Source organism: Pseudomonas anuradhapurensis (genome assembly GCF_014269225.2).
Classification (GTDB): domain Bacteria; phylum Pseudomonadota; class Gammaproteobacteria; order Pseudomonadales; family Pseudomonadaceae; genus Aquipseudomonas; species Aquipseudomonas anuradhapurensis.
Map to the genome: position 1 here is coordinate 365,639 of NZ_CP077097.1, position 13,688 is coordinate 379,326.

11 protein-coding genes are annotated in these 13,688 nt (G+C 64.0%); 2 read left to right on the forward strand and 9 right to left on the reverse strand.

Features of this window, described 5'->3' with window-relative positions:
* Positions 1-6: 6 nt before the first annotated feature.
* From HU763_RS01610 to HU763_RS01640, 7 genes are all read right to left on the reverse strand, one after another.
* The gene (locus HU763_RS01610; protein WP_170027901.1) at positions 7-183 is read right to left on the reverse strand and encodes a hypothetical protein; all 177 of its coding nucleotides are present in this window, start codon (positions 181-183) and stop codon (positions 7-9) included.
* A complete protein-coding gene (locus HU763_RS01615) occupies positions 180-1,292 on the reverse strand; it encodes a PepSY-associated TM helix domain-containing protein (RefSeq protein ID WP_170027902.1) in 1,113 nt (370 codons plus the stop codon). The genes HU763_RS01610 and HU763_RS01615 overlap by 4 nt, the downstream gene beginning before the upstream one ends.
* A 54-nt stretch (positions 1,293-1,346) precedes the next feature.
* Positions 1,347-3,779: a TonB-dependent siderophore receptor gene (locus tag HU763_RS01620; RefSeq protein WP_186687482.1), complete on the reverse strand. Its 2,433-nt coding sequence runs from the start codon at positions 3,777-3,779 to the stop codon at positions 1,347-1,349.
* Between the two features lie 199 nt (positions 3,780-3,978).
* Positions 3,979-4,935, reverse strand: a complete 957-nt coding sequence (locus tag HU763_RS01625; RefSeq protein ID WP_186687480.1) for a FecR domain-containing protein — start codon at positions 4,933-4,935, stop codon at positions 3,979-3,981.
* Positions 4,932-5,450 carry an RNA polymerase sigma factor gene (locus tag HU763_RS01630; RefSeq protein ID WP_170027905.1) on the reverse strand — a complete coding sequence of 173 codons (519 nt, stop codon included), beginning with the start codon at positions 5,448-5,450 and terminating at the stop codon, positions 4,932-4,934. The genes HU763_RS01625 and HU763_RS01630 overlap by 4 nt, the downstream gene beginning before the upstream one ends.
* A 396-nt stretch (positions 5,451-5,846) precedes the next feature.
* Positions 5,847-6,557, reverse strand: coding sequence for a 3'-5' exonuclease (locus HU763_RS01635; protein ID WP_200627265.1), 711 nt, complete (start codon positions 6,555-6,557; stop codon positions 5,847-5,849).
* Positions 6,554-8,491 carry a DUF294 nucleotidyltransferase-like domain-containing protein gene (locus tag HU763_RS01640; protein ID WP_186690768.1) on the reverse strand — a complete coding sequence of 646 codons (1,938 nt, stop codon included), beginning with the start codon at positions 8,489-8,491 and terminating at the stop codon, positions 6,554-6,556. The genes HU763_RS01635 and HU763_RS01640 overlap by 4 nt, the downstream gene beginning before the upstream one ends.
* A gap of 116 nt (positions 8,492-8,607) precedes the next feature.
* Between HU763_RS01640 and HU763_RS01645 the strand changes: the two genes are divergently transcribed.
* Positions 8,608-9,147: a response regulator gene (locus HU763_RS01645; protein ID WP_186690759.1), complete on the forward strand. Its 540-nt coding sequence runs from the start codon at positions 8,608-8,610 to the stop codon at positions 9,145-9,147.
* A gap of 145 nt (positions 9,148-9,292) precedes the next feature.
* Here HU763_RS01645 and HU763_RS01650 read toward each other — a convergent pair whose 3' ends face one another.
* A complete protein-coding gene (locus tag HU763_RS01650) occupies positions 9,293-11,470 on the reverse strand; it encodes a malate synthase G (RefSeq protein WP_186690521.1) in 2,178 nt (725 codons plus the stop codon).
* A 450-nt stretch (positions 11,471-11,920) separates the two neighbouring features.
* Between HU763_RS01650 and HU763_RS01655 the strand changes: the two genes are divergently transcribed.
* Positions 11,921-12,439, forward strand: coding sequence for a glycine cleavage system transcriptional repressor (locus HU763_RS01655; protein WP_170027910.1), 519 nt, complete (start codon positions 11,921-11,923; stop codon positions 12,437-12,439).
* Between the two features lie 349 nt (positions 12,440-12,788).
* On the opposite strand, the gene rarD is transcribed toward HU763_RS01655, so the two are convergent.
* Positions 12,789-13,676, reverse strand: a complete 888-nt coding sequence (rarD, locus tag HU763_RS01660; RefSeq protein ID WP_186690522.1) for an EamA family transporter RarD — start codon at positions 13,674-13,676, stop codon at positions 12,789-12,791.
* Positions 13,677-13,688: the final 12 nt, after the last annotated feature.

Consider the following 13,688-nt stretch of genomic DNA (forward strand, 5'->3'; position numbering starts at 1 on the left):
GCTACCTCAGCGGTGCCACAGGCCCCGTAGCGAAAACCACGCGGGCAGGCCCAGGCCTAGCCAGGAAAGCCCGTCCCACCAGCGGTCACCGAGCAGGGCGGCGAACAGCCCGAGTGCGGTCAGCGCGGCGATCAGCGCAGGCCAGGCGAAGATACGCGCAGTGGCTTGTGACCTGTGGCTCATGCACGTGCCTCCCTGGCTTTGCGTTGTTTGCCCCACCACAGGTACAGCCCGCTGCACAGCACCACAATGGTCAGCACATCGAGCACCGCCCAGAGGATCTGCATCGGCCTGCCGCCGTAATCACCGAAATGCAGCGGTTGCGACAAGCCCATGGCGTCCATGTACCAGGGGCGCTCGCCAACCGCGGTCAGTTCAAGCGTGCGGGCGTCGATCAGTACCGGTGTGAACAGGTGCGAACTCAGGTGCGTGGCGCCATTCATGAATACGGCGTAGTGGTGTTCGCTGGAGAAGCGCGTACCCGGGAACGCGATGAAATCCGGTCGCATGCCAGGCGCGGCCTGCGCGGCAATTTCCAGCAGGCGGGTGGCCGGGGCGCGCTCGCTGAGCGCTGGAGCGTCGCGGTACGGCGCGACCATGGCGGCCAGGCTGTCGTTGCGCCAGGCGGCGATGACCAGGTCGGACAGGGCACTGATCACTCCGGTTACACCTACCGTCAAGGCCCAGACAAGGGTGACCACGCCGATCAGGTTGTGCAGGTCGAGCCAGCGCAGGCGCCGCGACTTGTCGTGGCGGACTGTGGCGAACGCCAGGCGGCGCATGAACGGCGCATACAGCACGGTGCCGGAAACGATCGCGACGACGAACAGCAAGCCCATGAACGCCAGCAACAGTTTGCCCGGCAGCCCGGCGAACATGTCCACATGCAGGCGCAGCATGAGCATCATGAAGCCGCCGTTGGCCGCGGGCATGGCGACTGCTTCGCCGGTGCGTGCATCGAGCATGAAGGTGTGCGACGAGTTGGGCTCGGTACCGGCAGTGGCCGCGGTGATGGCGACCACGCCGTTGGGTTCGTCTTCGTCATAGCCGAAGTACTGCACGACCTCGCCGGGGCGGTGCTGCTCGGCCTTGATCACCAGCTGTTGCAGGTCGAGGTGCGGGGTGTCGGCTGGCATGTCGCGCAGCTTCGGCGCGTCGCCGAGCAACTGTTCGAGCTCGTGGTGAAAGATCAGCGGCAGGCCGGTCAGCGCCAGCAACAGCAGGAACAGGGTGCAGACCAGGCTGCTCCAGGTGTGGATCGTCGACCAGCGGCGGATGGTTGGGCTTTTCATCACTGTCGGGTATCTGCCTTGTTGGACCTGGGCCGCAAGGCGGCCCCAGCTCACTCAGAACTTGTAGGTGGCACTGGCCACGACGCTACGTTCGTCGCCGTAGTAGCAGTAGTAGGAATCACAGGTCGACAGGTAGTCCTTGTTCAGCAGGTTGGTCGCGTTGATCGCCACGGACGCGCCCTTGAGGCTGTTGTCCAGGCGCCCCAGGTCGTAATGCACCGCTGCATCGAACACCGTGTAGGCGTTGGCCTTGCCCAGGTAGGTATTGGCCTGGTCGCCATAGGTATTGCCGGTATAGCGCGCACCCAGGCCGATGCCGAAGCCATCGAGTACGCCCGCATGCCAGGTGTAGTCGCCCCACACCGACGCCTGCTGGTTGGGCATCAGTTGCAGGCGGTTGCCTTTGAAATCGCCGTCCTGCACTTCCGACTTGGCCAGGGTGTAGGCAGCAATCACCTTGAGGTTCTCGGTCACATCGGAAACCGCTTCAAGTTCCAGGCCACGCACCTTCACTTCGCCGGTCTGGCTGGTGATGGTCACGCCACCAACGGTGTCGGTCACCGCGACGTTTTTCTGGGTCAGGTCGTACACGGCTGCCGACAGCAGGGTGCTGGAGCCCGGTGGCTGGTATTTCACGCCCAGTTCCCACTGCTTGCCTTCGGTGGGCTTGAACGAGTCGGTTGCCGAGGCACTGGCATTGCTGGATGGCTGGAACGACTCGGCATACGACAGGTAGGGGACGAAGCCCGAGTCGAACACGTAGCTGATGGCTGCGTTGCCGCTGAACTGCTGGTCGCGCTGGGTATTGGTGGCATCGCCCTTGTTGAAGAACTTGGTGCTGGTATGCACCCAGTCTTCGCGCCCGCCCAGGGTCAGGCGCCAGTTGCCGAGCGCCATCTGGTCCTGGACATACACGCCGGTCTGGCGGGTTTTCTGGTTGTAGTCATAGAACGCGGTGGTGCGGTCCGGACGGGTGATCGGCAGCCCGTAGACCGGGTTGTTGACGTTGCTGTCCGGCACGTTGAAGCCGAATATCGACAGGTAGTTGGTGTTGATGCGCTGGTGGTCCAGACCGAGCAGCAAGGTGTGGCTGATGTCACCGGTGGCAAAGTCGGCCTGGAAGTTGTTGTCCACCGCGAACTGGCTGATGTCTTCGTCGGTGTTGGTGGACATGCGGCTGACCGTGCCGTCGTCCTTCACCGGCGGATTGTCCTTGTTGTAGCTGCCGGGCGTGATGGTCTGGAAGGCCAGATCCGACTTGGTGTAGCGCAGGTTCTGACGGAACTGCCACACATCGTTGATGCGGTGCTCGAAGGCGTAGCCCAGCGCGTAGTAGGTACGGTCGTAGAACTCGTAGTCAGGGTCACCCAGGTTCTTGTGGTGGGAGATCTTGCCGAACGGCATGTCGATCTTGGTGCCCTGGATCGGCCGGAACTGGCTGGTGGCACCGGTATCGTCGCGGGTGAACTGGGTGAGCAAGGTCAGCGAGGTGTATTCGTCGATGTTCCAGGTCAGGCTCGGGGCGATGTTGTAGCGCTTGTCGTCGATATGGTCGATCTGCGTGCCACCGTCGCGGATGACCCCGCTGACGCCATACAGAAAGCGGCCTTCGGCATCGATTCTGCCGGTGCTGGCAAAGTTGATCTGGCGATGGTTGTCATTGCCATATTGCAGCTCGATCTCATGCGCGCTGTCGGCCTGCGGGCGGCGGCTGAGCATGTCCAACAGGCCGCCGGGCGGGGTCTGGCCATAGATCGACGAAGCCGGCCCGCGCAGCAGGGCTAGGCGGTCGAGGTTCCAGGTTTCGGCTTTAGGGTTGGCGTATACGCCACGTGGCAACGGCAGGCCATCGAGAAACTGGGTTGGCTCGAAGCCCCGCACGCGCATCCAGTCATAGCGCGTGTCGCTGCCGAAGCTGGCCGACACGATACCCGGCATGTAACGCACGGCATCGTCGAGGCTATGCACGCCACGGTCTTTCATCTGTTCGCGGGTGGCGACAGAAACCGAACGCGGCAGCTCGACCAGTGCGGTATCGGTCTTGGTGCCGGCGGCGCTGCGCTTGGCCACGTAGCCTTCGACCGGGCCCCACGCGCTTTCGCTGATGCTCGCCGCCTCGATGGTGGTTGCCGGCAGCGCCAAGGTACCTTCCGCGACTGCCACCAGGCTGTAGCTGCCTGCGTTGCTCTGTTGCAGTTGTAACCCCGTGCCGCGCAGGGCCGCCTGCAGCGCGCCCAGGCCGTCATACTGCCCATGCACCGGCGCCGAGCTGCGGCCGCTGACCAGCGCCGGGTCGATGACCAGGGCGATGCCGGCCTGGCTGGCGATCTGGTTGAGGGTGGCGGCCAGCGGGGCGCTCGGCAGGTCGTAGCCGCGTGGGGCGGATTGCTCGGCGGCGCACAGGGCAGGGCTGGCCAATGGCGCGGCTACCGCGATGGCCAGGGCCACCAGGCTGGGGCGCAGGATACGTTCAACAGCACGGGACATGCAGCGGCTCCTCGACGGGTAAGTGCTTACTGCTTCCTTGCCGAGCGAGATTGGAAAAGTGACAGGGCGAATCTGAAAAATATCGAGAATTATTTGAAATTGGCTGTTCCTGTCTTGGCCTTTTCGTGGGTACCCGTACCCACGGGTATTCCACGAAGCTTGCAATCTGGGTGAGTCCTGCGTGAGCTGGCCTGTTTGCTTACTTGGGCACCACGTTCACCCACCACTGGGTATGTCGCTGGAGCTTCACCGGCAGTACCGGCAGCAACGACGCCAGGGCCAGGTCGGTATCGGTCAGCGGGAAGCTGCCGGTCACCCGCAGGTCGGCGACCTTGTCGTCCACCCCGAGGTAACCGCTGCGGTACTGGCCCAGCGCCGCCAGCAGGTCAGCCAGGCGCACGTTGTCCACCACCAGCATGCCGCGGGTCCAGGCGTCGGCACCGGCGGCTACCGCGCCGACCCGGCCAAGGCCGTTGGCGTGCATCAGCACTTGCTGGCCTTCGCGCAGCACCTGTTCCTCGCCGCTGTCCAGCGGCTGAGCAGCTACCGCGGCCTGTAGCACCTCCAGGCGCGTACCGTCGGCCTCACGGCGCACCAGGAAGCGCGTGCCCAATGGGCGCAGGCGCCCGTCGGCGGTACGGACCAGCAGCGGCCGCGGGTCCTGATGGCCGGTCTGTACCGAGATTTCGCCCTGGTGCAGCACGATGATCCGTTGTTCGCCCGCGTAGTCGATATCGACGGCGGTATGGCTGTTCAGGCTCAGCAATGTGCCGTCTTCCAGGCGCAGGGTACGCAGTTCGCCGGTAACGGTGCGTTGGTCAGCCAGCCAGTAGCTGGGCGCGAGCGACGGCGCGCCAACCCAGGCCAGCAGCGAGCCGAGCAGCAACATGCCAGCCAGCCCGCTGCCAACCTTGCCGATCCGTCGGCGCAGGCCGACGCGCGACTGCAGCAGGGCCTGGCGTGCCGGGCCGACGGCGGTGCCGACACGCTGGTCCATTGCGCCCAGCTGGCGCCAGGCGCGGGCATGCTCTTCGCTGGCAGCATGCCAGCGCATGAATTCACTGCGCTCATCGGCCGTACTGCTGCCACCGTCGAGGCTGAGTTTCCAGGCAATCGCGGCTTCCAGCACGCGGGACGAAACCGGGGCACTGCTCACGTCGGCTCCCCGTACAGGGCCGTGTAGCACTGGCGCAGGCCCTGGGCGATGTACTGGCGCACGCGCGACACCGAAACGCCCAGGCGCTCGGCAATTTCGGCATGGCCCATGCCATCCAGGCGGTTGTACAGGAAGGCTGCGCGGGCCTTGCTCGACAGCTTGCCCAGCAGGCGGTCGATGGCCTTGAGGTCTTCGAGGATCAGGTGTTGCAGCTCCGCAGACGGTTGCTCGGCTTGCGGCATCAGGGCCAGCTCGGCCAGGTAGGCCTGCTCCAGCGCGGCGCGGCGGAAGTGATCGAACAGCAGCCCCTTGGCCACCGCGGCGAGGAAGGCGCGTGGCTCACGTGGGGTGTCCAGTCGCTCGCGGCCGAGCAGGCGCACGAAGGTGTCCTGGCTCAGGTCTTCGGCACGCTGGCGGCAGGCCATGCTGCGCTGCAGCCAGGCGAGCAGCCAGCCGCGATGGTCGCGGTACAGCGCACCGACCAGATCGGCGTGTGGGCTCTGTGCAGAAGACAAGCAGCGTCCCCCCGGAACGTATGCATTAACTAACGATAATTATTCGCGATTGTTGCAGAGGCAAGGGGAGGGTGCAATGGGCGCTTATCGGATGACCAGTATGGCTGGGGTTGGCTGGTGTTGGGCGTGGGTGGTGTAGCGCCTGTGAGATCGCGCGCCGCCCGCGCGGCGCATCGCGAGCTGCGCTCGCTCCTACGTTTGTTTCGGGCCAATCATTCCTGTGAGATTTGCGCGCGAACGCCTTGGCGCATGACGGGATATCGCGTGGTATGAATCAGGCGGTCGCGCGCGCCTGTTACAGGCGTTACTGGCCTGAAACAAACGTAGGAGCGAGCGCAGCTCGCGATGCGCCGCGCGGGCGGCGCGCGATCTCACAGGCGCCGCACTACTCAAACCTCACAAGCCGTGACTCTGCACCTTGCGCCGCCGCCATCCGCGCAGCCGCTGTTCCAGTTGCAACGGGCTATCCAGCTGCTGGCGCCGGGCCTGGCTGAACAGGATCAGCGCCAGTTCGGCGGTCACCAGGGCATCGGCACTGGCATGATGGCGCTCTTCCACCTGCAGGCCGAAGCGCGCTACCCAGTCATCGAGACCGGCTTCGCGCAGTACCGTGTCGGGGTTGAGCATGGGGGCCAGTTCGGCGATGTCGAGGAAAGGCGACTGCAGGCGATAGCCCAGGCTGTCCTTCAATGCGCGGGCCAGCATGCGCTGGTCGAAGGGGGCATGGAATGCCAGCACCGGGCTATTGCCGATGAAGTCGAGCAGATCGAGCAAGGCTTCGGCCGGGTCGCAACCGGCAGCCAGGGCACTGGGGCCCAGGCCGTGGATCAGCACGCTGGGGTTGGTCTTCTGCGTTGGCCGGTGCAGAGTGCGCTCGAACTGCTGGGCAAAGTCGATGGCGCCGTCTTCGATCGCCACGGCGCCGATCGACAGCACCTGATCACGGTTGAGGTTGAGGCCGCTGGTCTCAAGGTCCAGTACCACCCAGCGCTGCTCACGCAGGGTACAGACCCCCAACGGTGCGGGTTTGGGCAGCCGGGCCAGGCGCTGGCGGGTGGCCGCATCCAGCTCGGGCGCGCTGGGGCGCAGCCAGGCGAACAGGCTCATAACTGGTACCGCAGCGCCAGGCTGCTCTGCAGGCGCTGGGCCTGGCGCAGGGATTCGCGCAGGATGCGCCGGTCAAGGTGGTTGAGGCTGTCCGGGTCGAGCCGGTTGGAGTAGGGCAGGTTATCGCGTGTCTGGCGCTGGTGCTGCTGCATGCGGGTTTGCTGGATGAAGTGGTAGGCCTCCTCATACGCGGCGCCGTCCTGCGCCTCGATGATGCCCTTGGCCACCAGCTGGCGCAGGCGCTCCAGGGTATTGCAGGCAGCAATGCCATTGGCCAGGGCCAGTAGCCGGGCACCATCGACGAAGGGCGTCAGGCCCTGCACCTTGAGGTCGAGGGTGGCGGCCTTGTCGTTACCCTGGCGGGTCAGCACGAACTCGCGCAGGCGGCCAACCGGCGGGCGCTGGCGCAGCGCGTTATCAGCCATCATGCGCTGGAACAGGCGGTTGTCGGCCACTTGCTCGAGCAGGCCCTGGCGCAGTTGCTCGCAACCCTGCTCGTCGCCCCACACCACCCGCAGGTCGAAGTAGATGGTCGAGCCCAGCAGGTTTTCCGGGCTGGCTTCGCGGACGAAACCGGCAAAGCGCCGAGCCCATTCGCTGCGCGACAGGCAGAGCTCGGGGTTGCCGGCCATGACGTTGCCCTTGCACAGGGTGAAGCCGCATTGGGCCAGGCATTGATTGATGTACTGCGCCAGCGGCAGCAGGCGGGTGCGGATGGCGTCGGCTTCGGCGCTGTCGGCTGCTTCGAAGAGGATGCCGTTGTCCTGGTCGGTATGCAGGGTTTGCTCGCGACGTCCTTCGCTGCCAAAGCACAGCCAGCTGAATGGCACGCCGGGGTCGCCGCGCTCGGCCAGCGCCAGCTCGATTACCCGGCACACGGTGTGGTCGTTGAGCAGGGTGATGATCTGGGTTATCTGCGTGGATGACGCGCCATGCGCCAGCATGCGTTCGACCAGCTGGCTGATTTCGCCGCGCAGCGAGACCAGGGTCTCCAGCCGTGGCGCATGGCGGATGGTGCGCGCCAGGTGTACCAGGTCGACTCGCTGCAGGGAAAACAGGTCGCGTTCCGAAACCACCCCGCACAGGCGGCGGTTTTCCACCAGGCATACGTGGGCAATGTGCCGCTCGGTCATCGCCATGGCCGCGTCGAAGGCGCTGGCCTGGGGGCTGAGGTAGAACGGCTGGGCGGTCATGTGTCGTTCGATCGGCGCGCCCAGCTCGGTATCGGCGGCGGCCACCACCTGGCGCAAGTCACGCAGGGTGAAGATGCCGGTCGGGTAGCGCTGTGCATCGACCACCACGATGCTGCCGACCTGCTGCTCGTGCATCAGCCTCACGGCATCGCGCAGCGGGGTGTCGGCGCTGCACACCACCGGGTGGCGCATGGCCAGTTCACCCAGGGGTGTGTTCAATGAATACTGGGTGCCGAGGGTTTCCACCGCACGCTGGCGCACCTGCTGGTTGACCTGGTCGAGCAGGCTGCTGACGCCGCGCAGGGCAAAATCGCGAAACACTTCCGACATCGAGAACACGCGGATGAACGCTGCCTTGTTCAGTTGCAGGCAGAAGGTGTCCTCACCGGCCAGGTGCTCCGTACGGGTCGCCCGCTCGCCGAGCAATGCCGCCAGCGGGAAGCATTCGCCGCTGGTGATCTCGAATGTGGTCTCGACGCCAGGCTTGACCAGGTGCTGGCGCTCGCCAACCACGCGGCCCTGCTTGACGATGTAGAAGTGCTCCACCGGCCCGTCGGCTGGTTTGACGATGCTTTCGCCGCTGGCATAGAAGCGCAGCTGGCACTGTTCGACCAGGTAGGCCAGGTGGCTGTGTTCCATCTGGTTGAACGGCGGAAAGCGCTGCAGGAACTGCAGGGTGCCCTGGATGTTCTGCAGCACTGCTGTCCTGCCCGCCTGGCTGTAGGCGTCCTTTTTGCTCATGAAACTGACCGTATCGCTATGCCGATCTATATATATCTATATATAGGTGCCGGCCATGTTGTTCTCTGCCTCCATGGTCGGCTTGCAGCGGGGTGGTGCCCATTGGACGTAAGTCTATGGGCCGCCCTGTCAAAGACCCGACGAAAGGCGAAACGGGTAACGCAAGTTCTGTGGTCCTAATGCTGAAGCGGAGTTTTTTTGACGAGATGACCATGGTTGAGCCACACGACATCCTGAGCGACGCCGAGCGCGAAGCCTTGGCCTTGGCCAATGCACCAGTAGCCGCCAGGCCACTGGTGCTGGTGGTGGATGACAATGCGGCGAACCGCGATGCACTGATCTACTACCTGAAAAGCCGGGGTATTGATTGCGTAGGGGCGGACGGCGCCGAGGAAGCCAGGCTGTACTTGCATTACCAGCCGCGGATAGGCTTGATGATCACCGATTTGCGAATGCAGCCCGAGGACGGCCTGACGCTGATCCGGCAGGTTCGCGAATCGGAGCGGGCGGCGTTGTCGATCATCGTGGTGTCAGGTGACACCGATGTCGAAGAGGCAGTGGACGTGATGCACCTGGGGGTGGTGGATTTCCTGTTGAAGCCGGTGGACCTGGACAGGCTGCTGGAGCTGGTGAGGAAAGAGTTGCAGATATTGTGAAGCAGGTGAGGGGCTACTTTGCAGCCCACTCGCGAAACAAGGCCGCTGCTACAGGAACGCCGCACGTTCGATGCCTGCGTTGTTCCTGTAGCAGCGGCCTTGTATCGCGATGGGGCCGCAAGGCGGCCCTTTTGGCGGATGCTACCTACAGCCCGTTACGCGCCTTGAACTCACGGCGACGGCGGTGCAGTACCGGCTCGGTGTAACCGTTCGGCTGCTTGCCACCTTCCAGCACCAGCTCCACAGCTGCCTGGAATGCGATGTTGTCGTCGAAGTTCGGCGCCATCGGCCGGTACAGGGCGTCGCCTGCGTTCTGCTGGTCGACCACCACGGCCATGCGCTTGAGGCTTTCCAGCACCTGCTCCTGGCTGACCACGCCGTGGCGCAGCCAGTTGGCCAGCAGCTGGGCCGAGATGCGCAGGGTGGCGCGGTCTTCCATCAGGCCGACGTTGTTGATGTCCGGCACTTTCGAGCAACCCACGCCCTGGTCGATCCAGCGCACCACGTAGCCGAGGATGCCCTGGGCATTGTTGTCCAGCTCGTTGCGGATCTCTTCGGCCGACCAGTTGGTGTCGGCCGCCAGCGGGATGGTCAGGATGTCATCCACCGATGCCGGGGTGCGCGAGGCCAGCTCACGCTGGCGCGCCTGCACGTCAACCTTGTGGTAGTGCAGGGCATGCAAGGTGGCGGCGGTCGGCGACGGCACCCAGGCGGTGTTGGCACCGGCCAACGGGTGGGCGATCTTCTGCTCGAGCATGGCCGCCATCAGGTCAGGCATGGCCCACATGCCTTTGCCGATCTGGGCACGGCCTTGCAGGCCGGTGGCCAGGCCAACGTCGACGTTGTTGTTCTCGTAGGCGCCGATCCACTTCTCGTTCTTCATGGCGCCCTTGCGCACCACGGCGCCGGCTTCCATCGAGGTATGGATTTCGTCGCCGGTGCGGTCGAGGAAGCCGGTGTTGATGAACACCACGCGCTCGGCTGCGGCCTTGATGCAGGACTTGAGGTTGACCGTGGTACGGCGTTCCTCGTCCATGATGCCGACCTTGACGGTGTTGCGCTTCATGCCCAGCAAGTCTTCGACGCGGCTGAAGATCTCGGCGGCGAAGGCGACTTCTTCCGGCCCGTGCATCTTCGGCTTGACGATGTACACGCTGCCGCTGCGGGTGTTCTTGCGGCTGGTGTTGCCGTTGAGGTTGTGCAGGGCGATCAGGTTGGTGAACAGGCCGTCCTGGATGCCCTCGGGAATTTCGTTGCCCTGGGCGTCGAGGATCGCCGGGTTGGTCATCAGGTGGCCAACGTTGCGCACGAACAACAGCGAACGGCCGTGCAGGGTCACGCTGCCACCGTTGGGCGCGGCGTACTCGCGGTCCGGGTTCATGGTGCGGGTAAAGGTCTTGCCACCCTTGCTCACGTTTTCCGCCAGGTCACCTTTCATCAGGCCCAGCCAGTTGCGGTAGACCACCACCTTGTCATCGGCGTCGACAGCGGCGACCGAGTCTTCGCAGTCCATGATGGTGGTCAGCGCCGACTCCATCAGGATGTCCTTCACACCGGCGGCGTCGGTGCTGCCGACCGGGGTGCTGGCATCGATCTGGATTTCGAAGTGCAGGCCGTTGTGCTTGAGCAGCACGGCAGTCGGTGCGCCGGCATCACCGTGGAAGCCGATCAGCTGGGCGTCGTCACGCAGGCCGCTGTTGCTGCCACCTTTGAGGGCGACGACCAGTTTGCCACCTTCGATGCGGTAGCCGGTGGAATCGACATGCGAGCCAGCTGCCAGTGGCGCGGCTTCATCGAGGAAGGCGCGGGCGAAGGCGATCACCTTGTCGCCACGCACCTTGTTGTAGCCCTGGCCTTTTTCGGCGCCGCCTTCGTCGCTGATGGCATCGGTGCCGTACAGCGCGTCATACAGCGAGCCCCAGCGGGCGTTGGCAGCGTTCAGGGCGAAACGGGCGTTCATCACCGGTACGACCAGCTGTGGGCCGGCCATGTGGGCGATTTCTTCGTCCACGTTCTGGGTGGTGGCCTGGAAATCGTCAGCTTGTGGCAGCAGGTAGCCGATTTCCTGGAGGAATGCTTTGTAGGCTGCGGCGTCGTGGGCCTGGCCTTTGCGTGCCTGGTGCCAGGCGTCGATCTTGGCTTGCAGCTCGTCGCGCTTGGCGAGCAGGGCTTTGTTCTTTGGAGCGAGGTCATTGATGATCTTCTCTGCACCCGCCCAGAACTGCTCGGCGACGATGCCGGTCCCGGGGATGGCTTCGTTGTTCACGAAGTCGTACAGGACCTTGGCGACCTGAAGGCCACCGACTTGAACGTATCCAGTCATTGCTTGCCTCACTCTGCTCAGCTATTTCGCTCTTCTGTATTAAGCCTGTAGCGCTTCTCTAAACACGGCACCAGTGCATGCGCCCAAGGAATGCCCGAGCGCGGCTGGGTGCGGCCTGCCAGACTGGCTGGCAGACAGTGTGCGTATTTTCACAGGCGCCTTGGCAGACATCCAAACAGCGTTTTGTAGTCCGCGCCACGGGATACTACATGAAGCAGTAGGCGGGGCAAAATCAGACTAAAAGCGCCGTTATGCGACCCGTTGGTCGCGTATGGTCACGCTGGGAGTGGGTATGTTCGCAAAAAACAGGTGGATTGTTCCAGATAAATCTTGAAACAGTACACGATTCGTTATGCAAATTGCCCTGCGGCAGGTTGCCGCGCCTTGCCTATACTGAGTCGATCCCCTGATTTCCTGCCGCCCGGCGCGGTCCGACACGAGGAACGGCTTGTGGATCATCTTGTACTGACTGTGATTGCCCCGGACAAGGCCGGGCAGGTCGAACGCATCGCCCAGTGCATTGCCGACCACAGTGGCAACTGGCTGGAAAGCCGCATGTCGCGCATGGCCGGGCAGTTTGCCGGGATCCTGCGGGTGGCGGTGCCGGCAGAAAACTACGCCGAGCTGGTGGCGTCGTTGCAGGGGTTGGTGCGGTATGACATTCGCGTGCTGATCGCCGAGAGCGGCATCGAGCCGTCATGCACCTGGAAACCGATTGCCATGGAGCTGGTAGGTAACGACCGGCCAGGGATCGTGCGTGACATTACCCGCTTGCTGGCGGACCTGGGCGTGAACCTTGAGCGCTTCACGACAGAGGTGCGCCCGGCGCCAATGAGCAGCGAGCCGCTGTTTCATGCCGATGCGTTGCTGGCCATGCCGTTGACCCTTTCGCTGGATGAGTTGCAACAGAAGCTGGAGAGCCTGGCGGATGACTTGATGGTGGAATTGAAGCTGCGGCCGCAGGAGTAATCAGAGAATGCCGGGGCCGCTTTGCGGCCCTTCGCGACACAAGGCCGCTCCTACAGCAAACCGGTTTACCCACAGCTTTCGCGATCCCAGGTAGGAGCGGCCTTGTATCGCGAAGGGCTGCAAGGCAGCCCCCTGCGGTTATCCCGATATCACGGGGAAGGCCCTGTGGATAACCTGGGGGTGCACCTCTCCAGCCCACAAGATCCGCGCTCTGCACAGCTTTGCTCAAAAAACACCCAAAAATCAGCAGCTTGTGCACAAAGCACGGGGACGAGGGTGTGGATAACCTTTGGAGATGTCGCTGCAGGCCCCGAGCCACGAGGCTTGCAGCATAATGGTTGTTTTTTGATCAGCTGCGCTTGCGCAAGCTCAACCACGCATCGACGCTGTACACCGCCAGCCCCGCCCAGATGAACATGAACGCCACCAGTGTGCTCGGCGACAGATGCTCATCGAACAGCAAGACTGCCTGCAGCAGCACCAGGGTTGGCGCCAGGTACTGCAGGAAGCCCAACGTGGTGTACGGCAGGTGCCGCGCGGCAGCGTTGAAGCACACCAGGGGTATCAGCGTTACTGGCCCTGCGGCCATCAGCCATAACGCTTCGCTGCTGGTGTAGAACGCGCCCTGGGCACTCATTGCCGCCGGGTGCAGCAGCAACCAGCCAAGGGCCAGCGGTACCAGCATCCAGGTTTCCACCACCAGGCCCGGCAGTGCCGCCACCGGCGCCTGTTTGCGGATCAACCCGTAAAAGCCGAAGCTCAGTGCCAGCGCCAGCGACACCCATGGCAGGCTGCCTACGTGCCATACCTGCTGGGCTACGCCCACGGCGGCCATCGCCACTGCCAGCCATTGCAGGCGGCGCAGGCGCTCGCCAAGAATCAGCATGCCCAGCAGCACATTGATCAGCGGGTTGATGTAGTAGCCCAGGCTGGCCTCGAGCATGCGGCCGTTGTTCACCGACCAGACGTAGGTCAGCCAGTTGCCGGCGATCAGCGCCCCGCTCAGGGCCAGGGTGCCCAGCCGGCGCGGGTTGTCGCGCAGCTCACGCCACCAGCCAGGGTGTTTCCACACCAACAGCAGCAGTGAGCCGAACAGTGCCGACCACAGTACCCGGTGGACAATGATCTCCACCGCCGGGACGCTCTGGATCGCTTTGAAGTACAGGGGAAACAGCCCCCAGATGATGTAGGCGCTGAGGCCCAGTAGGTACCCGCGACGCGGGTTTGCGGCGTGCATGCAAAATCCTTG